The sequence below is a fragment of the Gemmata sp. SH-PL17 genome, from assembly GCF_001610855.1.
GTDB lineage: Bacteria > Planctomycetota > Planctomycetia > Gemmatales > Gemmataceae > Gemmata > Gemmata massiliana.
On the sequence record NZ_CP011271.1, the window covers coordinates 2,506,621 to 2,528,828 of the forward strand.

At 62.1% G+C, this 22,208-nt stretch carries 18 protein-coding genes; 4 read left to right on the plus strand and 14 right to left on the minus strand.

Features of this window, described 5'->3' with window-relative positions; all coding sequences use genetic code 11:
- Positions 1 to 36: 36 nt before the first annotated feature.
- The 9 genes from VT84_RS10420 to hemB form a co-directional block, all read right to left on the minus strand.
- Entirely contained in the window at positions 37 to 3,624 is a 3,588-nt protein-coding gene (locus tag VT84_RS10420) for a hypothetical protein (RefSeq protein WP_082839481.1), read from the minus strand.
- An 80-nt stretch (positions 3,625 to 3,704) separates the two neighbouring features.
- Complete coding sequence (locus VT84_RS10425) at positions 3,705 to 3,971, minus strand: hypothetical protein (RefSeq protein ID WP_082839482.1); 267 nt, start codon at positions 3,969 to 3,971, stop codon at positions 3,705 to 3,707.
- Positions 3,972 to 4,060: 89 nt separating this feature from the next.
- The gene (locus VT84_RS10430) at positions 4,061 to 6,283 is read right to left on the minus strand and encodes an AAA family ATPase (RefSeq protein WP_082839483.1); all 2,223 of its coding nucleotides are present in this window, start codon (positions 6,281 to 6,283) and stop codon (positions 4,061 to 4,063) included.
- A gap of 79 nt (positions 6,284 to 6,362) precedes the next feature.
- Entirely contained in the window at positions 6,363 to 6,935 is a 573-nt protein-coding gene (locus VT84_RS10435) for a hypothetical protein (RefSeq protein WP_052559840.1), read from the minus strand.
- 96 nt (positions 6,936 to 7,031) lie between these two features.
- The gene (locus tag VT84_RS10440; RefSeq protein WP_082839484.1) at positions 7,032 to 8,210 is read right to left on the minus strand and encodes a hypothetical protein; all 1,179 of its coding nucleotides are present in this window, start codon (positions 8,208 to 8,210) and stop codon (positions 7,032 to 7,034) included.
- Positions 8,207 to 8,890, minus strand: a complete 684-nt coding sequence (locus VT84_RS10445; protein WP_082839485.1) for a 4Fe-4S single cluster domain-containing protein — start codon at positions 8,888 to 8,890, stop codon at positions 8,207 to 8,209. Before VT84_RS10445 ends, VT84_RS10440 begins: the two co-directional genes overlap by 4 nt.
- A gap of 32 nt (positions 8,891 to 8,922) precedes the next feature.
- Complete coding sequence (rtcA, locus tag VT84_RS10450) at positions 8,923 to 10,002, minus strand: RNA 3'-terminal phosphate cyclase (RefSeq protein ID WP_162271661.1); 1,080 nt, start codon at positions 10,000 to 10,002, stop codon at positions 8,923 to 8,925.
- Positions 10,003 to 10,166: 164 nt separating this feature from the next.
- A complete protein-coding gene (locus VT84_RS10455) occupies positions 10,167 to 10,562 on the minus strand; it encodes a hypothetical protein (RefSeq protein WP_082839487.1) in 396 nt (131 codons plus the stop codon).
- Between the two features lie 8 nt (positions 10,563 to 10,570).
- Positions 10,571 to 11,593, minus strand: a complete 1,023-nt coding sequence (gene hemB / locus VT84_RS10460; protein WP_082843260.1) for a porphobilinogen synthase — start codon at positions 11,591 to 11,593, stop codon at positions 10,571 to 10,573.
- Positions 11,594 to 11,721: 128 nt separating this feature from the next.
- Here hemB and VT84_RS10465 point away from each other — a divergent pair, with 128 nt between their 5' ends.
- A complete protein-coding gene (locus tag VT84_RS10465) occupies positions 11,722 to 13,116 on the plus strand; it encodes a BBP7 family outer membrane beta-barrel protein (RefSeq protein ID WP_082839488.1) in 1,395 nt (464 codons plus the stop codon).
- A gap of 60 nt (positions 13,117 to 13,176) precedes the next feature.
- Here the strand turns inward: VT84_RS10465 and VT84_RS10470 are convergent, their stop codons facing one another.
- The 4 genes from VT84_RS10470 to VT84_RS10485 form a co-directional block, all read right to left on the minus strand.
- A complete protein-coding gene (locus VT84_RS10470) occupies positions 13,177 to 14,895 on the minus strand; it encodes a hypothetical protein (RefSeq protein WP_082839489.1) in 1,719 nt (572 codons plus the stop codon).
- Positions 14,896 to 14,955: 60 nt separating this feature from the next.
- A complete protein-coding gene (locus VT84_RS10475) occupies positions 14,956 to 15,723 on the minus strand; it encodes a hypothetical protein (RefSeq protein WP_052559832.1) in 768 nt (255 codons plus the stop codon).
- A gap of 19 nt (positions 15,724 to 15,742) precedes the next feature.
- Positions 15,743 to 16,300, minus strand: coding sequence for an RNA polymerase sigma factor (locus VT84_RS10480; RefSeq protein WP_082839490.1), 558 nt, complete (start codon positions 16,298 to 16,300; stop codon positions 15,743 to 15,745).
- 263 nt (positions 16,301 to 16,563) lie between these two features.
- Positions 16,564 to 16,836: a hypothetical protein gene (locus VT84_RS10485; protein ID WP_052559831.1), complete on the minus strand. Its 273-nt coding sequence runs from the start codon at positions 16,834 to 16,836 to the stop codon at positions 16,564 to 16,566.
- 194 nt (positions 16,837 to 17,030) lie between these two features.
- Here VT84_RS10485 and VT84_RS10490 point away from each other — a divergent pair, with 194 nt between their 5' ends.
- Together VT84_RS10490 and VT84_RS10495 are read left to right on the plus strand one after the other, a co-directional pair.
- On the plus strand, positions 17,031 to 18,794 hold the full coding sequence (locus VT84_RS10490) for a SpoIIE family protein phosphatase (RefSeq protein WP_052559830.1): 1,764 nt from the start codon (positions 17,031 to 17,033) through the stop codon (positions 18,792 to 18,794).
- A gap of 119 nt (positions 18,795 to 18,913) precedes the next feature.
- Positions 18,914 to 19,240, plus strand: a complete 327-nt coding sequence (locus VT84_RS10495; RefSeq protein WP_052559829.1) for an ATP-dependent Clp protease adaptor ClpS — start codon at positions 18,914 to 18,916, stop codon at positions 19,238 to 19,240.
- 109 nt (positions 19,241 to 19,349) lie between these two features.
- Here VT84_RS10495 and VT84_RS10500 read toward each other — a convergent pair whose 3' ends face one another.
- Positions 19,350 to 19,931: a peptidylprolyl isomerase gene (locus VT84_RS10500; RefSeq protein WP_082839491.1), complete on the minus strand. Its 582-nt coding sequence runs from the start codon at positions 19,929 to 19,931 to the stop codon at positions 19,350 to 19,352.
- Between the two features lie 232 nt (positions 19,932 to 20,163).
- Between VT84_RS10500 and VT84_RS10505 the strand changes: the two genes are divergently transcribed.
- The gene (locus VT84_RS10505) at positions 20,164 to 22,188 is read left to right on the plus strand and encodes a hypothetical protein (RefSeq protein ID WP_052559828.1); all 2,025 of its coding nucleotides are present in this window, start codon (positions 20,164 to 20,166) and stop codon (positions 22,186 to 22,188) included.
- Positions 22,189 to 22,208: the final 20 nt, after the last annotated feature.

Consider the following 22,208-nt stretch of genomic DNA (forward strand, 5'->3'; position numbering starts at 1 on the left):
AGCATTACCCACCGCCAGGGCGGGCGGGGTTCACCGTCACAGGTTGCTCTTGAGCAAGTTCCGTTTCATATCCGCGTGGATGCGGCGGCGCACGAGGTATTCGTCGTCGTCGAGCCACCGGCGCCCGGACGGCCCGAGGGCCGCGTCGTCGTTCACCACCGCGCGGATCACGTCTTCCACGAGGTTCAGGTGGAACCGCGAGTAGTATTGCGCGGTGGTCCACGTGTTCGTGATTTTGGCCGGCGACATCCGTTTGAACAGTTCGATCATCCGCGCCAGAGCGCTTTCGGCCTGACCCTGGCCCAGTGCAGTCACGTAGGCCCGGGCCAGTTCCGTGTAGTCCTTGGGCGGGAGCGTGACCGCGTTCGAGTTGAGCAACTCGTTCCGCGCTGCGTCCAGGATCGGGTCCGCTCGGTCTTTTCGACCGAAGTGGAGCCATCCGCCGGCCAGATTGAGCAGCGTCTGAAGCACCGCGCCCCACGTTTCCGGTTTGGCCTGGTGTTTCTTTCTCAAATCCTCGGTGGACGCGCCGCCCAGAACCTCGCTGTGGAGCTTGGTCAGGAACCGGTCGATCTCGTTCGACAGGCCGAGCTTCTTGAGGCTCCGCATGCACTGACCCGCGACCACGTTAATCAACTTGAACCGCATGTCTTGCGATTTCGTGTGAACGAGCGCGGTGAAGTCGTCCACGAGCTTCTTCACGATGTCTTCGCGGGCGAAGTGACCCGCCTGGAACATTGCGCGCTCCAGCAGTTCCCCCTGTTTCTTGGGCATATCCGGCGGTTCGTTCGCCCCGCCCGATCCCTGGAGTGCGGCGGGCACTAGCGCGAGCAGTTCAACCGTGAACGACTCGCTCACGCGCGCCGCGAGCGGCAGCCCCTCGTGAAGCACGTGGAACTGCACTTCCTTGAGCGGCTTGCCGGGCACGCCGTCCTTGTACAGCTTGCGAATCCGCTCCGCGAGTTTGTTCGGGTCGCGGATCGTGTGCAACTCGGCCAGGGCCTTCTTCACTTCGTCGCTGTGTTTGGTCCAGTCCGCATACGGGTCGGGCTTTTCGTTGGGCTCCATGATGCGGGACTGTTCGCGCATCCGGTCGACCACGTACTTTGCCAGCTTGTACGGATTGTTCACCGGGCCGGTGCCCTGTTTCTTGGTGATGTCTTCTAGCTCGTCGAGTACCTCCGGGGACATTTGCCCGGAGTGCGGTTTCCCGGCCAGCACTTGCTCGATGCGGTATCGGAACGCTTTGAACAGGAAGTTACGGACAACGGCCGCCGTGACCGCTTGTTCCGACTGTGAACCGGTTCCGGTCGGGACCGGCCCCTCCATCGCCTTGCGCGCATCGTCGAGGAGCTTCTTGGCCTGGGTCGTCTCGCCGAGCTTTGCCACCGCGAACGCGAACAGCAGGTCCACGAGCGGGTGGTTCGCCTTGAGGTGCTCGTTCTTCTGCACCGCGGCGGAGTCGTCGATCCACTTGCGGATCGTGGTGTGCAGCTCCATCGACTTGTCGCGCACCACGCGCATGCGTTCGGAGTCCTTGACCCCGGCCACGCGGAGGAAGTACGGCAGGTCGCGCTCGGCCTGGAGCCCCTGTTCGAGTAGCCGTTTCAGGAGCCGGTCGCGGACCCGGGCGAGCCCCAATACGTCCGCGCCGGAGAGTTGCGCGAGCCGGAAACCCGCGAGCCACACGGCCCGGACCGGGAGCGAACTGTCGTGCGTTTCGAGGTAGTTCTGGACCGCCGGGAGCCGGGCCGGGAGCCAGGACGGGACCGGTTGCTGGGCCGCGAGCCACAGGAACGCGGATACCACCGCGCGCGACTCGGCCAACCCCGTGCCCGTGTGGTTCAGGAGCTTGTCGAACTCGTCGGCCTTGATGGTCGCGCCGGCGCCCGGGAGTTCACTACGCACCCACCCCGCGAGCCACGCCGGAGGGAGTGGGTCCGAGTCCCACAGGGCGTCGAGCCAGCAGATGGCCGCGTCCATCGGTTCTTTGGCGCCCGAATACGCTGCCGCGAGTTCGGGCCAAATCGCCTGGCGCTCGGGAGCGTCGAGAGCGCCTTCGAGCGCGAGGAACTGTGTTTCCAGTTCCGTGGCTTTGATTTTCCACTCGTTCGGTTTCTTCACCTCTTCGGCGGGCGGCAGGAATTCGGCCGTCGTGGTCGGTTTACCGGTTCCGGGCTTGCCCTTCATGCTGGCTTTAGGCGCGGTGCCGACGCCCTTCGGTGCCTTCACGTCGTCGTCTTTTTCCTTCGAGTCTTTATCGCCCTTATCCGGTTTGTTCTTCGGACCGCCCACGTCCTTGCAAACGAAGTGATCGAAGTCGAACCGCGTCGCCTCGATCCAGGCCGCGAGAGCCTGTTGCTCTGCTTCGATGACGTAATCGACCCAGTCTTCGAGTGAGCGGAACGCGGCGTCTGGGACGAACTCTGGTGTGAACCCGCCCTTGTCGTCGGGGTAGAGCCACACCACCTGATCGGCGTCGTCGGCCAGGAGCTTGCGTACTGCGTCGCGCCGGAGCGTGGGGTGGAGCCGCTTGCCGACCGGGAGGAACAGGTTCGGCAGCTTCCAGAACGGCTTGAACGCCAGCGCGTTGTCGAGCGCGAGTACCGGGGGTGTGAGTTTCGACGGTCGCACGCGGAGTACGACCGTGCGGGCGCCTTGTGCGTCCGTCGCGACCGCGAACATGAGCCGCTGGAGCAAGCGGTCGTCGGAGTCGCGCACGAGCGTATCGAGTTGCTCGATGGCGTTCTCGCGCAGCACCCACAGTTCCGCCGTGTCGCTCGCGTTACCGCCGGCGAGTCGCAGCGGGACCGACATCTTCTTGGGCGCTTTGGTTTCGGTCCAGGCCACCGGCGCCGCCGGCAGCTTGAACTGCATGATGTCGTACACGTCCTGGAACGGCGCTTCGTCCAAATAGGTCCACTCGCGCGGTTCGCGAATGAGGAGGAGCTGTTTGTCGGAAACGCGGAGCTGCTGCGCGAGCGGGAGCGTGTGCCCGACCTCGACCCACACCCGCGGCGCGCGCTCCAGATAGGCGCGGACCGTGCCCGAGGTGCCGGACGCGCCCTTATCGATCGCGCGGAGCAGGGTGTAGTACGGCGGGCCGATAACGCGAAGCAGCACCCGCTTGCTCTCGGCGATTACTTTGGTGCTTCCGGCTTCCTCAGAAATGTGGTCATGCTCAGTTGTGGTCGGATCAATGAGCCGGCGCCGCTCGCTTGGCTTCCGCTCGTCCGTCGCGAACCACCGGAACCCCTGCCGGTCGTTACCCAAACGGAGCATTTCGGTCACGAGCACGGGGAGGTCGTCCGCTTTCTCCAACTCGAAGAGCACCGGGGCCTGGTTCGAGATGGTGGGAGCGATCGGGTCGCGCGTGACGGGCAGCAACTGCGGCCAGCAGGTGATCTCTTGTGGGTTGTCGACGGCGTGGCGCTTCGACCCCTTCACGCCGATGCGGTCGAGGTTCTTCGTGACCGTGCGCGTGAGGTTCGCGGTCGATTCGATGTAGATCTTGCCCTGGTCGTCGAAGCTCACGGCCGCGGGCGCGAGGGTCACGTCCGTGGGTACGATGCCGCTCGTGAGGGCGAGGCGAACCGTGTCGAGATCGGGGAACAGCAGGATCATGGGTTCAACTGCGAAAAGGGCTGTGCTTGAGTTTGGGTGCCTAAAGGGACGCACAGAGCGGAACACCTGTGCGCTACTCGTTACGATCCCTTATTGCTGGCCTTTTGTTTTTCCGGCTCATTGGGCTGACTCACCGGGCCGGACGGTTGCGCCTCGCTCTCTCGCTCGATGATGAGTTCGCCCATGTCCTCGGGCTTCATGCCCTTACCGATCAACTTCTCGATGAGCGCGCGGTGCATCTGCTCGTGCTCGATCGGCAGCGCGTCCGGGTCGGAATCGAGTTTGATGATGATGTTCTGCTTGCCGGTGTTCGGATCGCGGCGGAGCATGATAATCATTTCGGCCATGTTTTCTCCGAGTTCCAAGTTCCAGGTTCCAAGTTGAAGACGCCGCGCCAGGTTCCGCCAACTTGGAACTTGAAACCTGGAACTTGGAACTACTCCGAATCTTTCTTCTTCGGGGTTTTCTTCTCAGCACCCGCTTCGGTTGTGGTGCCGGCTCCGGTACCGAGTTTCACCTCTGGACCGGGCGCGCCCACATCCTTCGGGAACCGCGCCCGCAGATCCTCAATGATCTCTTTGGTTCGTTCGCCCTCGATCGTCTTCTTCTCCGTCAGTTCGTCGCGGATCTTCAGGAGGTCTGCTTTGTGCTTGGCGAGGATCGCCGCAGCGCGGGCTTGCGCTTCGACGATGAGCGTGTTCACCTGTCGATCGATCGCTTCGGCCATCGAACCGGAGAGCACCTGCCGGTCGCCTTTGTGGTCGCGGAACGAACGCAGTGGGGCAGCAAGGTTCGACATCCCGCACACCTCGACCATGTACTCTGCGAACAGCGACGCACGCGACAGGTCTGAGTTCGCGGAACCCATTCCGCTGGCGCCGGTGGACACGTCGCCGACGAGCAGTCGCTCGGCCTCGATCCCGCCGTACAGCACCGTGATCTGGTCGAGCATCTCGTTGCGGCTCATGCCGATCCGGTTCTTCTCGTGTTTGAACTGCGTGAAGAACGGCGCCCAGGGCATGTCGCTCTGGATCGTCACCTTTTCGGGCTGTTGGTGGTGCTCGCAGAAGATGGATACGAGGAAGTGCCCGGCCTCGTGGGTCGCCACGACGGGCAGATCCTTTTCGTGGACCTCCACCTTCTCGTCGAACTCGGTGATCGCCTTCTCGATCAGTTTGGGAGTCGTTTCACCGGTAATGTTCTCGCGCATCCGGAGGCGCGCCACTGAGCGACATAGTGCGTTCAGGTGGTCACCGCTGAACGCGGTGCCGGTCGGCGTCATGTACCGGATGCCGGTGCGATTGATCGCGTACTCCATCGCCTCTTCGGTGAACTGGAGTTTCATCTTCTTGTTGTAGATCTCGAAGATGGCGCGGCGGTCGTCGTCGTCCGGGTACGGAATGTGGATGTGGAACTCGAACCGGCCGGGGCGGAGCAGGGCGGGGTCGAGCGATTCCACGAAGTTGGTCGTGCCCACGACGAACACGAGTTCGTCCTTGTGGAACCCGTCCATTTCGGTGAGTAGTTGGTTTACCATCGAGTGCTCGACGCCGCTGCCGGTGTACGTCCCGCGGGCGGTGGCGAACGAGTCGATTTCGTCGAACACGATGATCGACGGCGCGGACTGACGAGCCTTATGGAAGATCTGGCGCAGGTTCTCTTCCGACTCGCCGACCCACTTCGACTTCAGTTCCGGGCCGGACACGATGGTGATCGCGGCGCCGATGCTGGCGGCGATGGCCTTCGCGAAGTACGTCTTACCCGTACCCGGCGGTCCCCAGAAAATCATGCCGCGGGGGATGAGTTCTTCGAGACGCGAAACCTCTTCGGGGTCCGTGGCGCGGTCGCGCTTCGAGAGTGTGTCGAGGATCTCGCTCTTGAGCTTCGCTTTTACCTTTGCATAACCGCCGATGTCCTTTTCCAGATCGACGGACGGGATCTCCATGTTCCCGCTGAGCGTGGATTGCCGCACTTGGGCGTAGGCACGCTTCGGGTCGGCGGGGTAGTCCTCACCTTCGAGCGTGGACAGCAGCCGGCGCAGGCGCACCGCGTTCACACCGGAGACGTACTTGTAGAGCTGCCACGGCGAGAAGTCCTTGCCGAACTTGCGGCTTTCTTTCTGCGTGATGAGGTGGCGCAACCGGTTCCGCGAGATGCCGAGGATGCTCAGCCAGTGCGGGAACAGGTTCTCGATCACCTTCGGGAGCGGAAACGACGGGTCTTTGAACCCGAGCCACACGAGTTCGGGGTTCTCGTACAGGAGCGGGATGACTTCGCGCGCTTCGCCTGTAAGCCCGCCCTGACTGGTCGTCAACAGGTCCAGGTGCGGGAGCACAACGACGCGGCGCTCGGTGGCTCCGCGAACCGCGTCGCGGAGCTGTGCGATCATTGTCCCGATGAGGCCCATCGGCATCGCACCCTGTTGCGGGTCGCGTTGCCGGCCGTCGAGGTAGATGCACTGGAGCTTGGCCTGACGCAAGCGGTCGCGCACGTTCATGAACAGGTACGGCGCGAGTTCCTTGTCGCACTCGATGAGCGTGGGCAACCCGCGGATGAGCTTGCTGGCGACTTCCGCGAGTTCCTGACTGTACGCCGCCTCCACCGCTTGCGGCGGGGTGAGGTCGGCGGCGAGGTCTTTTTCCGTGATCGTGATGCTCATGTGTCGCGGGGGTCGGAGTCTTCGTTTCGCGGCCGGTGATCGTGGCAGGCACCACTCGCCTGCCATGTGATTGGCGGTCTTACACTTCCACCTTGATCGTGAGCGAGCCACTCTCGGCGTCCTCGCTGATTTCCTTCACAGTGCCCATCTGCTGGGCCTTCTGCTTGAGCGCGTCGCGGGTCACCTGGTTGACCACTTCGGAGATTTCGGGCTGGAGTTCCTGGAGGTGCTTTTCCAGCGCCTCGGTCGCCTTGCCCTGGAGCCGCGACTGTTCTTGATCGAACTTCTTGTCGAGGTCTTGCTTGAGTTGATCCTTGACCTTCTCGCGGAGGTTCTTTTCGTTCGGCCCGACGTCGTTAAAGCCGGTGGCCTCGCGCTTTACTTCCTGGTTGATCGTTTCTTCGGTCTCGGCCTTGACCGAAACTTCGCCGGTGCAGGGGTCGACCTTTACCGTGAGGTCGCCGTCCTTGCGGACCATCGTGCCGTCTTCCTGTTCCGCGAACCCGCGCTTCTTGAGTTCCTCTTTGAGAAGCGTGGCCATGTCTTCGGGCGGCAGGATTTCGAGAATTTCGAGGTCAGTGCAGATCTCGTCCCCGGCCTTGAGGTTACGGGTTTCGGATTCTTTAACGGTAATGCGGTACGCGCGGCTCATCGTTACTCCTGTGGGTAAACCCGTTATTCGGATGGGAGTAGTGCAGGCAGCGCCCGGCACTACGAAAGCTCGATTCAGGGCGTCAACGATTCTCGCTTAACCGGGACTGCCTTCTGGATTTTCGTCGCCCTGCGCGGGTCCGGGGGTACCGGGTTGTCCGGCCACGGGGCCGCGGAGCGGTTCGAGCATCTCCACTGCGGCGCGGGCGCGGGCCGCAACGCGGTCACCGTTGGCCGCTTCCCAGTCCGCTTTCCACATCTGACTGGCCTGGTAGTCTTCGTCGAAGTACCCGACGAACCGGGCGCGCTCTTGCCAGGTTTCGAGGATCTCCATCTGCCGGGGCAGTGCGAGGGCCGCACGCTGTGTCTCCAAACGGTCCGCGAGACGCTGCGGTCCGCTCCCCTGCAACCCGCCCGTCCAGAACACCGGCGTCAGATCAGACTGAAGAACGGCCGCGTTGGTTCGCAGGACGAATCGCGCGAGGTCCGTGCGCCGGGCCGCTTCTGCCGCTTGAAGGAAGTTGCGGAGGGCGGCAAACTCGGTCTGCCCCTGGTGCCGCATCTTCTTCCAGTCGCCGATCTGCCCCTTGTCCCGTTCTGATTTTACCCATCGGTGGGTAAGGTACGTCTGCATGCACTCCAGAAGGACCGCACGCAGCCCCGCGAACATCGGGGCGAACTCGGGTGGTTGCGGTTTGGTGGCGTCAGGGTCGGCCGCGTCTTGTGGCATCAGCAGCCAGCAGAACGGGTTCCGCGCGAACGTGTCTTTGCGCCGCAGAACCGTGAGCACATCCGGGTCCGAGCGCATCGCATCGAACGCCAAAGCGAAGAACAACTCATCGGTTGGTGTGAGCGCTTTCGGTACCGCGTCCCACGCCAATTTCGTCTCGTGAACCTTTTCGGCCGTCAACCAGAATAGGAAGTCGAGCACCGGGCGCGAGAACTCGAGCGTCCGCTCGTCGAGTGGGATACGGTCCCACACGCGGCCCGCGGTGGGGGCGTTGTTCCGCAAATACTTGTCGTTTCGCCAGCCGCCAGCGCGAGTCAGGAACAGTACCAGCGCCTTGCCCAGCGTGTCCTTCACCAGATCCACCGCACCGCTACTGATGCAGTCCGGTTTGGATGTTGCGGTGCGGACAAGTTGCAATCCCTGATCGGCCGGGAAGTGCCCGACGAGGAACCGCAGGATGCGGAGCAAGTTGAACTCGAACTTCGACACCTGCCGCGGTCCGTCCGGTTCCGGCGGTCGAGACGGTGGGGGCGCGGTGCGCGTCATTTGGCGTCGGTCTCTTCTGGTGAACGTTTCGTCTCGGGGGCGACCGGGAGCGGAATTGGTTTTTTACGCCTCCAACCCTTCCACAAGCCTACAGCATTCGCGGCCGGAAAGCCATTCACGGTGATCTCGCGCCCGACGACCCGGATCTCCAGCGTGTTCTTCGTCCGCCACTGCTCGTCGTAGGAGTAGCGCGGCGTCAGGAAGTGGATGCGCTGGTTCCGCGACCCGATCCAGCGGCGCTCGGTATCGGGCTGCTCGCGGATGTACGGCCCGTCCACCAGAATGTCTGTTAGCTCGATCAATTCCATTACGTCCGGATCGGCCTTTTCTCGCAATTCTTCGACCGTGAATCCACTGAAGACCATGACGGACAAACCGAGGTCGCGGGCCGCTCGCGCGAGTGCAAGAGCTGCAGGTGCGTGTGCGGTGGGTTCGCCGCCGAGTAGAGTGATCCCCTCGATACCGCTCTCATCCCGCGCCTGTTGAATCCCCTCCGACATTTCACGGAGCGTTTTCGTTGAGCCGCCTTTGAACGACAGGAACTCCGGGTTACAGCACCCAGGGCACCGCAGCGGGCACCCCTGGAACCACAGCGCGAACCGTTTGCCCGGCCCTTCGGCTTCGGTGCAGGGCACCACTTGGGCGATCTGCATCGTCAGTTCTTCCGCGGCGCCGGTCATCGTGTGTTAGTTGCTCCAAAAGGGTTGCGGCATTATACCCGCTGCGCAATGCGCACAACCCCTGATTTGTTGGGGTAGCCCCCCACGGGTTCCCCCAAACCCCCTCCTGCCTTGCCATCTCCATCCTCAATCTGAATGGTACGATCCACGAACTTCCGCACGGTTTCCACGTTGGTTGTCAGGTGCCGCGTGATTTCCGAGGTGCGATACTCACTGGCGTCGTCACTGAATGCGAGCGGTAGCAGGATCTGGTCGGCGGAGTGCGGATCAACGGGGCACTTCGCGTCGCGGAACGGGACCGCTTCGTGCATCGCATCATCGGCGACGCTTTCGGACGGCTTACCGCGTTCGCCGAGTCCGAAGAACAGAGCCGGCACGGGTGCCTGTCGGAAGATCACTGCGGCAACACTCCCCGGGTTCGCGGCCTCCCATTCTTCGACCGGAATGTGCGACTCGACCCCTTCCGCTTTCAATTGCGCGATCAACCGACGCGCCTGGCGCTTGCCCACCGATTCCGGTAACCCTGCGAACGCACTGAATCCACCCGCGGTGGTCAGTTCGGGGCAGGTCAGGAGTGACAGGCCCTTCACACGGGAACACGGATGGATGACCGCGCGAATCTCGCCGCCCCCGCGCGGATAGAAGCCGGGGCGGATCATCTCCACTTCGACCTGAATGCCCATCCGCGCGAGGTACGCGGCCCATGTCGTCTCAAGGAAGTGGTAGCACGGGGCGTGCTGATTGTGCGTGCCGCCGGTGACGGTCACGGTGCTCGGCTTGTCGCCGCGCAGCGCGAGCGGGAGGTACACCGTGTGGAGCACGAGCGCGGTTGCGCCCGCGGTGCCGATCGAGAACGTGTAGTCGCCGCTTTTGACCGGCCCCGGCTCGAAGTACAGCACGGACGACCCGTTCGAGGCGCCCTTGTACACCGCACCGCTGATCGTGCCGGCCGCGCGCACGCACATCAGGTGTTGCGGCTGCAACCCCGGCTTCGAGCGGTTCGCCCGAATGTTCACCAGTTTGAACGGCCGCCCGGTGAGGATCGAAAGCGCGAGCGCCGACCGCAGGATCTGCCCGCCGCCTTCGCCTTCCGAACCGTCAATTTCAATCATGCCATCGCTCATGGCAACACGGACACCAAGAGGGCGGGAGCGGTTCAGAGCGAACTTCGAGCGAATTGTACCATTAGGACCGTGCAGCAGAGAGAATTGTGAAGGTCATGCGACGGAGAGGTCGCAAAAGTATGCGGCTCTGTCGAACACGAAGAGTTGATCCGTCACTGCGTCGCGTAAACCGATAGTTCAATCTCGATTCCGAGGGCCGTGCATTCGGTGAGTAGGGCAAGGGGTAATTGGTAGAATCGCCCCGCGACCTCTTGGACGGGGAAATCGCAACCAAAATCCAATACCGCTGCTATGCCGGGACAACTCCGTAAGTGCGAGAGTGCTGCGCTGTTCGCGTGCAGGTATTGGATCGCAGAGCGGACTTGCCCCGCGAACCCGTTTTCGTCTTCGTCGCACACCAGCGCCGTAAAGCCGCTTGTGGTATGAATGGCCCGGGCCGATCGTCGGTCCCCGCGGTGGTAGATCGTGTCCGTGACTAACCCCGATGCACTGAGGAACGCATCGGGGTCGAACTCGGCTCCATCAACACGGAGAACGCATCCTGGCATGATTCCTCCTACTTCAGCCATTTCGCAACGTCGCGTGCGTGGTAGGTGAGGATCAAGTCGGACCCAGCTCTGCGGATGCTCGTGAGGATCTCTAATGTGACCCGGCGCTCGTCGATCCAGCCCTTTGCCGCGGCCGCTTTCACCATCGCGAACTCGCCGCTCACGTTGTACGCCGCCACCGGCACGCGGAACTGCTCCTTCACGCGCCGGATGATGTCCAGGTACGACAGCGCGGGCTTCACCATAATCATGTCAGCGCCTTCGGCCAGGTCGATGGCGACCTCCTTCATCGCCTCGTCCGTGTTGCCCGGGTCCATCTGGTACGTGTTGCGGTCGCCGAACGATGGCGGGCTTTCGGCCGCTTCACGGAACGGGCCGTAGAACCCGCTCGCGTATTTTGCCGCGTAGCTCAGGATCGGGACGTCCGTGAACCCGGCATTGTCCAACCCCGTGCGGATCGCGCGCACCATGCCGTCCATCATGCCGCTGGGGGCGATTACGTCCGCGCCGGCCTTCGCGTGACTCACGCACTGTTCCGCCAGAATGGGGAGTGTCGCGTCGTTGTCCACGTCGAGGATGCCGCCGCGGTCGCACAGAATGCCGCAGTGCCCGTGGTCGGTGTATTCGCAGAAACACTCGTCCGTCATGAGGAGCACGTCGGTGCCGTAGGCTTTGCGAAGCGCACGTAGAGCCTGTTGCACGATGCCTTCGTCTTTGAGGGCACTGGACCCGGTCGCGTCCTTGTATTCGGGGATGCCGAACAGGATGAACGATTTGATGCCCACATCGCGTGCGGCGCCGACTTCATCCACGAGCGTATCGGTGCTCAGTTGGAAGTTGCCCGGCATCGAGCTGATTTCTTGACGCACACCTTTGCCAGGGCGCACGAACAGTGGCAGGATCAGGTCGCGTGGGGAGAGCTCGGTTTCGCGCACGAGTTCCCGCACGAGCGGGTTATAGCGCAACCGGCGCGGGCGCGAGACGGGGAAAGTTGGGGCCGGAGATGTGTTGCCGCAAATTGGGTGGTTCATCGGTGCCGTGAGCGTGGAGGGAAGCGGGCGCGTTTGGCCCATCTTACCGCTCGGTGGGTTCGTCTGGACACGTCCTTCGCACTTCGGCATACCCCGTGGAGACGAGATTCCTTGCAGGGAGTTCGCGCATGCGCACGGTTCTTGCCGTGATCGCCTTCGCATTTCCATCGGTCGCGGCAGTTGCGCAACCGGTGCCGGCCTCTCCGCCCGCGCCCGCTCCACTTCCCCCGGGTCAGGTGGTACCGGTCGGGGCCGAACCACCGTTTCTGCAGCCCGGTAAGGAAGTGTCGCAGCCGCTCACGCCGGTTGGTCCCATGCCCGGTGATCGAGCGCCGCCCGCGGCCAAACCCGAACCCAAACTGGAACCGCCGCCACCTCCGGACGTCAAACCGGTGCCGGAACCGAAGCCCGCTGTCGAAGTGAAGCTCGGTTCGCCGGATCGCCCTCACGGTCCACTCGGGCCGAACTGGAGCAGTTACGAGTTGCTGTACTGGTGGCCGACGCGCCAACCGGTGCCGCCGCTCGTATCCGGAACCCGAACCGGTTTGCCTCCCGTATTCGGCGACCCGGGCACCGCGCAGTTGGTTGGGGAACGCGCAATCGGTTCGGACCCGAGCGCCGGCGGGCGCTTCACGATCGGGTCATCGCTCAATTCGTCCGAGACGCTCGGTTACGAGATCACGTACATGTTCCTCGGTACGCGCACGTTCCGCGAGCGCGTGACGGACCTGAACGGTCCTGTACGCAGTTTCGGGCTACCGTACACGAACGCCACCACCGGCGCGAACGAGTATCTGACACTCGCGCAACCGGGGATAAACAGCTCGCTGTTCACTGTGTCTGCTTCGACCCGGGTGCAGGGGTGGGAAGTGAACACCGTTGCGAACTTAGTTGACGACAAGTCTCTGAAAATCAACGCGCTGGCAGGTTGGCGGTACTTCCAGGTTCACGAAGGATTGCGGCTGGAGCAAACGCAACTCCGGTTCGCGGACATGCCCGGGATCGCCCGAACTGCGGACCAGTTCGACGCCCACAATCGGTTCCACGGTGGGCAACTCGGACTGCACGCAGACGCGCGCCGCGGGAACGTGTTTTGCGAGATGACGGCGAAGGTCGCGTTCGGTCAGAACTACGAGGTGGTGAAGAACGAGGGTATGACGGTGTTTCAGACGCCGGTGCTCGGTGGGCTGGCGACACAGGGGATCGGCGGGAGCGGCATTTACGTGCAGCCATCGAACGCGGGGCGCACTGCCAACGGTGTATTTGCTGTAGTGCCCGAAGGGACGATCAAATTCGGCTTCCGCCTCGGCGACTCGGGTCGCGTGTATTTCGGCTACACGTTCATCTACCTGAGCGACGCGGTCCGGCCCGGTGACCAGATCGACCGCACCCTCAATCCGTCGCAGATCCCGATTGTGAACGGTATCGGCGCCGCGGTCGTGTCTGACCGCCCGGCGCGGATCGTGAACCGCTCGGATTTCTGGACCCAGGGTCTGATTATTGGGTTGGAAACGCGGTACTGAGTTCGATGCCGTCGAAGGCCGTTGCCGGGACGAAACACGCACCTCGGCAATGGCCGCGTTTCACTTCTTAAGCGGTTTCACAGTTTTCACCCGGAGCATCACCTTCATTCCGGTCGCGTTGCCGCGAGTGAGCAACTCTACTTTGTCGAGAGGCTCCAACACTGAAGCCAGCATCCCGAGTTGCGCCGTCAGCGCCTTCTCTTCACCAGCGCCGGCTTCGGCCAGGAGTTTCGCGAGTTGCGGTGTGTGCGCGGTCAGGTAGTCGCGTGCGGAGATCGCGTTGAATCGCGCGAGGGTGACATCACCGCCGGTTTTGGCGGCGCCCGGGGGTGATTGGAACGACTTGATGGCGTCCGGTGACGATGAGACCAGTAAGTAGCCGGCTTTCAGCGCGAAACACGGACGAACGCCCATCGGGAACCCGTCACTGGCGAGCAACTTGATGACCGCGTCGCCGTCTTTTTCTTCTTTCAGTTCGATTTGGTCCTTGTGACTCGCGTTGTACGCGATGCGGCCCACTTGGAAGCCGTACTCCAGAGCTTGCACCAGTGCCTTTGATGCCTCCGCTCCTTTGAGGCTGTCCGCTTGCACTTTTACAGCCGCGAGAACTACCGGGACCGCAGTGCCCTTCGCGGGCGGCGCGGCCCATATCACGGCATCCGGTCCAAGTGCGTCGAGAACGAGAGGAAGTTTGTCTTTCCCGACGACGGGGCCGAGCGTTTGTTCCAGCGTTTCGCGCACACCGGGCTTACCGTTCGTGGGTGCGAGCATCGCTAGCACATCAATGATGTCGTTTGCCTTGGCGCGTCCCGCGAGCGCGAGAATCGCGTTGTCGGGAACACTGCTCCACAACGCGGACTGCGTGCGTTCACCCACGATCCACGGTTTCAACGCGGCGGGGAGTTTCTCGGGCGAATAGTGTAACGACACGCCGAGTTCGACGTCTTTCTCGACGGACAGGTACAGCGCCGCAGCGTCGGTCGCGCTCCACACTTCCGCGAACTTTGTGAGAAACCCTTTCTCGTCGGGATTGGCGTTCTTGGCTTTCTCTGCGAGTTCCGAGTCGAACGCTCGTGGATTCACGAGTAACACGACTGCGGCATCCGCCACGCCGAGTTTCGTTAGGCGTTCCACGAGAACGGGTGGCTTATCCTTTGGGCTCTTATCGCGCTCAATGATTGCCTTGATGTCGGCCTCGGATTGCGAGAACGCGAACACACCATCTCGGAAGCAATAGAAGTCGGATGGGCCGTTGGGTTTCTGTCGCTCGAAGTACACTTCTCCCGAGTATTTGCGCTCGATTAGCGATTTCAGTTCCTTCGACTTCATTTGAATGTCGTTGAGCGCATCGAGCACCTTCGCGAGCGCATCGGGGCGCCGCGGGCGAATGAGAATCACCGACCGCTCGTCCTTCGGATTACCGGCTGGTGCGGGAACATACGCGAACACGACCACGTCGCCGATGATGTCGTGGAGCACCTCCGTGGGGGTGATCCCCAGCGCGCCGAGAACGGGCGCCGCGCCGTCGGTGAATTTCTTGAAATCGTCCGAGTTCAGAACGTGCTTCCCGTGTGCGGACGTTGGAAACCACGCGGCGAACGGCGACTCACTAAGTGCCTTCATGTGGTCGCGGAGGTTCTGCACAACGAATACGATCGCGGCATCGGGAGGAGCGAGCCGTATAGCCTCGTCGCGTGCGGGCGGTACGGGTGCAGCAAGAGCCAGCGAGTTGATGAAACCGAGAAGGGCCGCGAGAACGAGTACGGAGCGAACGAGCATAGGAAGGCGCTCGGTTGAGTGGATAGAAGGCACACGTCGTGTGCCTGTCTCAGCGACAACTCAGGAGTTTGGTTTGGGATTCACAGCGGCCACGTCACGCAATAGGCGACTGAACGCTTTTTGTGCGGTCTCAGTTACCGGTTCGAGACTCAAACGGGCGGCCTCGGGCAATTCCGAAATCGACCTGCGTGCCGGTTCCAGTACTTCTTCCATACCCATTGGTGCCGCCGGTGTTGGCTTCGTGAACGGAGTCGCCAACACGTCGATCAACTTCGGCGCGATCGCGACGGATTCGGTAATCGGCTTCGGGGCGTCGCGCAGCACCTGACCAGCCTTCGCAACTTCGGTTCCGATGTGGACCGGGGGCTGGCTCGGGACGGACACCTTCGCTCGTGGTTCCGGAGCGAGTTCCGGTCGCTTGGCCGTTTCGTCCGGCAGCCACATACCCGGCGGGTGTTCGGACTTTTGAGCCGGGTTCGTGAGGGCGAATACCGCCAGGAGAACTGCCGCGGCAAGTGCGGCGCACGCGGCCACCTTGTAAATCCGTTGGCGCGTCTGTGTGTGCCGGTCTTCGTGTACCGCGTGGAGTACGCGATCCGTGAATCCCACGGACTCTGTCACCGGTTCACTCGGCGCGGCGAGAACCGCGAGCACGACCCGAGCCGCACGAAGGCGCTCGCGGCACGTAGCGCACACGCTGAAGTGCGGGTCCGTATCGAGCGCGTCGGGCGAAACATCGCCGTCGAGTGCGCGCTGGATGCTGTTAACCGCAGCGCGGCATTCAAGCGCGTTAGGTTCGGCGTCAATGAAATCGTCGGGCTTTCGCATTGTTCGTTCACCCCGGGCTTCAGGGTGTTTTGGGTACTTCTTCTTCGGGTACGAGTCCGCGGCTCCGCAGGTGATCCAGGATTTCGAGGCGCGCCCGGTGCAACCACGTCTTCACCGTTCCAACCGGGCGCCCCACCGCTTCCGCGATCTCCTCATACGGTTGACCGTGTTCGTGGAACAGCACAAACACCTCACGGTACTCGTGCCGCAACCCGTCCACTGCGGTGCGAAGTTCACCGGCCAGTTCCGCGGAATCGTCTGTGGGTTTGCGGTCGGGTGCGTCGTCGAGGTAGTCCGCGAGGCTCGGGGTGCGGGCGCGTTTACCGATCCAGGTTCGGCACCGGTTCACCGCGATACCCAAAATCCACGGGCGCAGTGGGCGCTCACCGTCCCACCGGTTCATGCTCCGGAACACGCGGATAAACACTTCCTGTGCAACGTCTTCGGCGTCGTGCTCGCTCGTGAGCAGGCGCCGACACACGGCGAGAACGTCGGACTGAAACCGCTCGACCAGTTCGCGCGCGGACGCCGGGCAACCGGTCAGGCACCGTTTCACGAGCGCGGCGTCGGCGGACACGACCTGCCCTCTAACTCTGATGTACCCGCGAACGCAATAAGGGGTTTCAGAAATGGTGTTCGCGGCTCACGCAGCGACATTTGTGGTCGAAGGCAAACGGCCAGGCAAAGTCGCCACGGATGAACACAGATAACACGGATCAAACAAGAATAGTCAGCCAGATTCGCAGCTGGACCAAGGCTGATTCTGACTTCCGTTAACGTTTTTCTGGTTCTGGTTTAATCCGTGTTATCTGTGTTCATCCGTGGCGACTTTGCTTGGCATCAACCTGTTTTTTCGATTGCAGCACGGAGCAGGTCGACGACCTCGCGAACGGACGCTTCGTGGATCGTTTTGCCACACTTTTCTAGGTTCTCACCGAACCGGATCGCGGTTTCTTGCATCCGTTCGTGCGTTTCCGCGGAGCCGCCGACCACGACCATTTCCTCGGTGCGAGTGACCCGCGTGTGCCCGTCTTCACCGTCCAAGCCGACGCCGACCACCCCGGCGACTTTGGGAGCGGATTTCTTCCGCCGCTGAGGTTTCTTCCCGGCCATGACATTTCCCCCGCAAAATACACGTTTCCTGTCCGACGCCGGACCCGTTAAGCGTATTCTATCTTGAACTGAAACTGCGCGCGAACGCTTGGTTTGGTTGCTTGCGGAAATTGGGCCGGAGCGGTACCATTCGGGGTGATTTGCCTGCGTCGTTCAGACCGTCGTGCCGTTCTTCTAAATTGCGGGCGCCGTCCATGCCGTCACTCATCTTGTTGAAGTCACCCGAAGGGGCCGCGCCGAACAAGAACATCCCTTTGAGCGGGGACGCGCTCGTAATCGGGCGGGACGAGAAAGAGTGTCAGATCGTTATCCCGCACCACGCAGTGAGCCGCAAACATGCCCAGGTTCTGCGGGTCAACGGCCAGTTCTACATCGAGGATCTCAAGAGCCGCAATCGCACGTTCGTGAACAGCAAAGAGGTCACAACGCGACAGGCGCTCAAGCCGGACGACCGGATCAAGATTTGTGACTTCCTGTTCCGGTTCCACGACGAACGCGCGGTTCGTCCGCAACCGCTCCCGGACTGGTTGTCCAAGGGCCGGGCCGCTGACGAAGATGAGGAAACCGGACAGACCACGATCGAGGGTTCGGCCACGAAGGGGGCGGCCCAGAGCTTCCTGGAAGTGGCCCCGTCGGAGCGGTTGCGGGCGCTCCTGGAAATCAGCACGAACCTGTCCCGCACGCACGAACTCGATGCCCTGTTGTCGCAGATCGCGGACACGCTGTTCGGCGTCTTCAAGCAGGCCGACCGGTGCTTCGTTCTGATGCTCGAAGAGAACGGCCGGGCACTGCCCAAAGCGGTCAAGAGTCGCCGGGCCGGGATGGAAGACACGCGGTTCAGCAAAACGATCGTGAAGAAGACGCTCGACTCGATGCAGTCGTATTTGAGTGAGGACGCGGGCAGCGACGCTGCTCTCGGGCCGGCCGCGAGCATCGCTGAATTTAAGATCCGCTCGGTGATGTGCGTGCCGTTGGCTACCGCCGACGGGCGCCCCATCGGGGCGCTTCAACTGGACACTCAGGACCGCACCAAGAAGTTCAGTCTCGATGACCTGAACCTGCTCACCATCGTCGCCAACCTCGCGAGCATCTCGATCGAGAAGGCCCGGATGCTCGCCCAGATGCTCGAGCGCGAGAAGGAAGCGAAGGAGATCGAACTCGCCCGCAAGGTGCAGCTCGGGTTCCTGCCCCAAACGCTGCCCGACGTGGCGGGCTACGAGTTCTACTCGCACTACTCGCCGGCTCAGACGGTCGGCGGTGACTACTACGATTTTGTGCCGCTCCGCGACGGGCGCATCGCCATCGTGCTCGGCGACGTGGCCGGGAAGGGTGTTTCGGCGGCGCTGCTCGTGGCCAAACTCAGTTCCGAAGTGCGATTCTGCCTGCTCACGGTTCCCGATCTGGCACAGGCCGTCGGGTTGCTCAACGACCAGATGAGTAACTCGATGGGCGACCGGTTCGTGACGCTCGCGGTCCTCGTACTCGACCCGACCGAACACACGCTCACGATCGTGAACGCCGGGCACATGAGCCCCAAGCTGTACCGCGCGGCCACCGACCAACTGATCGACGCGATCTCCCTTGACGACACCGGCACACCCATCGGCGCGCAGCCCGGGTACCCGTTCGGGCAAGTTACGGTCCAGTTGGACGTGGGGGATTCACTGGCCGTGTACACCGACGGTGTGACCGACGCCATGAATCCGGCCGGAGCGATGTTCGGCCCCGAGGCCGTGGACCGGTGCCTCGTTCCCGACGACTCGGCCCTCAGTGCCGCCGCGCAGCGCCCCAAGTATCTGGGTGAGCGCCTCGTCAACGCGGTGCGCAAGCACGCCAACGGTCGCGCCCAAAACGACGACATCGCCGTGGTCACGTTCGGGCGCCTCGAACCGAACACTGGCCCGAGCACCAACACGAGTCGCATCGCCGCCGCCGGGATTCAGAAGGTGCGGGTATAACTCTCTGAAAAGGGGCTGGTGCCCTCGAACTCGGACCCTTTAGAACTCGTAACGGGTTGACCCCGCGCCGGGATCGGTCACAATAAGGAGCAGACTCCACAGGCTCCGGAGACCGAGATATGCCCGGACCGGCTACTCTCCCCGACACTGAAGTCGAAACCGATCAGCGCACGAAGCGACAACCTCCGTACCACGTCGTGTTACTCAACGATGACGACCACAGCTACGAGTACGTGATCGAGATGCTGAAGGCCCTGTTCGGCCACCCGATCGAGAAGGGGTACCAGCTCGCAAAGATCGTAGACACAAAGGGGCGCGCGATCGTCTGCACCACCAGCCTGGAGCGCGCCGAACTGAAACGCGACCAGATCCACGCTTACGGTATCGATCCGCGTATCCCGCGCTGCAAGGGCTCGATGACCGCGGAGCTAGAAGCGGCCGAGTAAGGCAGAAGGCAAGAGTAAAAAGAGAAAAGGCAAAAACGAAGCAAACACTTGGCTCCGTTTTTGCCTTTTCTCTTTTTACTCTTGCCTTCTCTCGTCTGCCTTTTCAAGCTTATTTCTTTTCTTCTTTCACGACCTTCGCGGACTTGATGACAATGTCCTTGGAGGGCACGTTCTCGTGGCCCTTTACGGTGTCGGTCTCCACGGTCTTGATCTTGTCGATCACGTCCTGGCCCTCGATCACGCGGCCGAACACGCAGTACCCGACGCCGTCCTGGGCCTTGGCCTTGTCGAGGAACGTGTTATCCTTGACGTTGATGTACCACTGGGCGCTGGCGCTGTTCGGTTCACGGGTGCGGGCCATCGCGATCGTGCCCTTGAGGTTCGACAGCCCGTTGTTCGACTCGTTCTTGATCGGGTCGCGGGTCTTCTTCTCCTTCATCCCCGCCTCGAACCCGCCGCCCTGGATCATGAAGTCGTTGATGACCCGGTGGAAGATGGTACCGTCGTAGTGCTTGTCTTCGACGTACTGGAGGAAGTTCTTCACCGTGACCGGGGCCTTGTCCTCGAACAGCTCGATCTTGAAGCTCCCCGCGCTCGTTTCGACGACGACGACCGGGTTGGCCGCCCGCGCGGAACCGGCCACCACGCCAAGAACCACGAAGCACAACACTACCACTTTGACCGAAATCATGGTTGACCTCCGCGCGCGTCCGTCGGGTTCCCGTCGCGGCCCCTGCCGCGTGCCCCGAACCGGACCGTCTCGCATTTCGATTCTAGCAAGTTTCAGGTTGCGGAGATCCAAGTTCCAAACGGAAAACCGACGCCGGAACGATGACGCACCGGGCGGGTTCTTCTCGCCCGGAGTGCTGGAACTCGTGCCCGGGAACTGGTAGTGTGCTGGTCCCCGCTCGGAGACTCGTCCCATGCGCCTGGTTCTCGCCGTCGGTTTGTGCGCCGGTATTGCGGCTACGATCGGGTTTTCGCAACCCGACACGGTCGCGGCTCAAGAGAAAAAAGGTGACAAGAAGGCGGTGCAGCCGAACTTTGACCCGCCGAAGGCGACCAAGCCCGACGAGGCCACACTCAAGCAAATCACGGAGAAAACGGAGCAACTCCGCAAGGCAATTGCGGCGCTGAAAGAGAAGGAGATTCCCGGGGATGTGCTGATCGAAGTCGAAATCTACCTGAAGGCCGCGGAGAACATCGTCCGGTTCGAGGAGTGGTACCACACGAACAGCGGGAAGTGGGCGCTCACCACACTCGATCAGGGACTTGCTCGCGCGAAACAGGCCGAAGATGGTAAGGCCGTCTGGCGCGACGCACCGGGGAAGTGGGTTCTGCGCGCGTACCTCGCGGAGAACGTTGACGAGTCCATTCAACCCTACACCGTTCTGCTGCCGCACGACTACGGCAAAGATCCTCAAAAGAAATGGCGCGTCGACATCGTGTTGCACGGGCGCGACGCATCGCTGACCGAAGCAAAGTTCATCGCCACCCACGGCGGGGCCGCACCAAAAGATTTGGATCGCGTAGTCGTTGAGGTGTACGGCCGAGGTAACAACGCTTATCGGTGGGCCGGGGAATCCGATGTAATGGACGTGGTCCGCGCGTTCTTCAGATTCGAGGAAAAGCTGGGGAGTTCTCCCCTCGATCCGTCTCGTGTTATTCTTCGCGGTTTTTCAATGGGCGGGGCCGGTACCTGGCACATTGGGCTTCACCATCCATTCATGTTCGCTGCTATCGGTCCCGGAGCGGGATTCACGACGACCCGCGGCTACGTTGCGAGTCTGCCGAAGCAACTACCGGACTATCAGGAGAAGTGCCTCCACATCTACGACGCGGTCGATTACGCGGAGAACGCATTCAACGTCCCGGTTGTTGCCTACAGTGGCGAGAAAGATCCGCAGAAGAAGGCTGCCGACAACATCGAAAACGCACTCAAAGCGTTCAAGGAGCCACTGAAGTTCACGCATCTCGTCGCGCCGGGGTTGGAACACCAGATGCCGAAGGAGTGGCAAGACAAGGCCGAGGCCGAGTTCAAGAAGCACCTCGCGACCGACCGCAAATCTCCCGAACGTGTCCGGTTCGTGACGTACACCACGCGGTACTACGATTTCGGCCACGGGGACATTGAAGCCCTCGACCGGCATTACGAGAGGGCCGTGGTCGACTCGCGCTGGACGAAAGACGGTTTGCAGATCGAAACGAAGAACGTGGCCGCGATCCGCTTGCTACGCGCCGAGCACACGTTTCCGGCGGAAATCGTGATCGATGGGCAGAAGGTGCCCACAAAAGGGACGCAACCGACCGCGGTCGCACTCTTTCTGACTAAAGCAGGTGGCCAATGGTCGATTGCGGATCTCGACAAGTGGCAAGGGGACTTGCGTAAGCGCAAAGAACTGCAAGGGCCGATCGACGACGCTTTTCTATCGCGGTTCGTTGTCGTGAAACCCGGGACGACGGGGTTCGCTCCGGGCACGGACAAGCACGCGACCGCGTCCGTGAATCAGTTCGCGTCAATGTGGGACCGATATTTCCGCGGTGCGTTACCAGTTTGTGATGCGGAGGTTGTCGGAGGTCGGGCGCCCGAAAACCTCGTGCTATTCGGCGACCCGCAGAGCAATCCGCTTATTGCGAAGGTGCTGCCGAAGTTGCCGGTCACGTGGACGAAAGAGAAGCTTGTTGTGAACGGCGTGGAGTACGATCCGAAAACACACGTTCCTGTGCTGATCTACCCGAATCCACTGAAACCGACGCGGTACGTCGTCATCAACAGCGGACACACGTTCAAAGAGGCCGACTTGAAGGGCACCAACGCGCTCTTGTACCCCCGGCTCGGCGACTGGGCCGTAATCAAGCCGGCGCCGACCGAGAAAGATCCTGCCGCGTATGAGGTCGTCGCCGCCGGGCTGTTCGATGAGAACTGGCAGTTCCCCAAGAAGAAATGACCGCGGTTCGGCATGGCGCT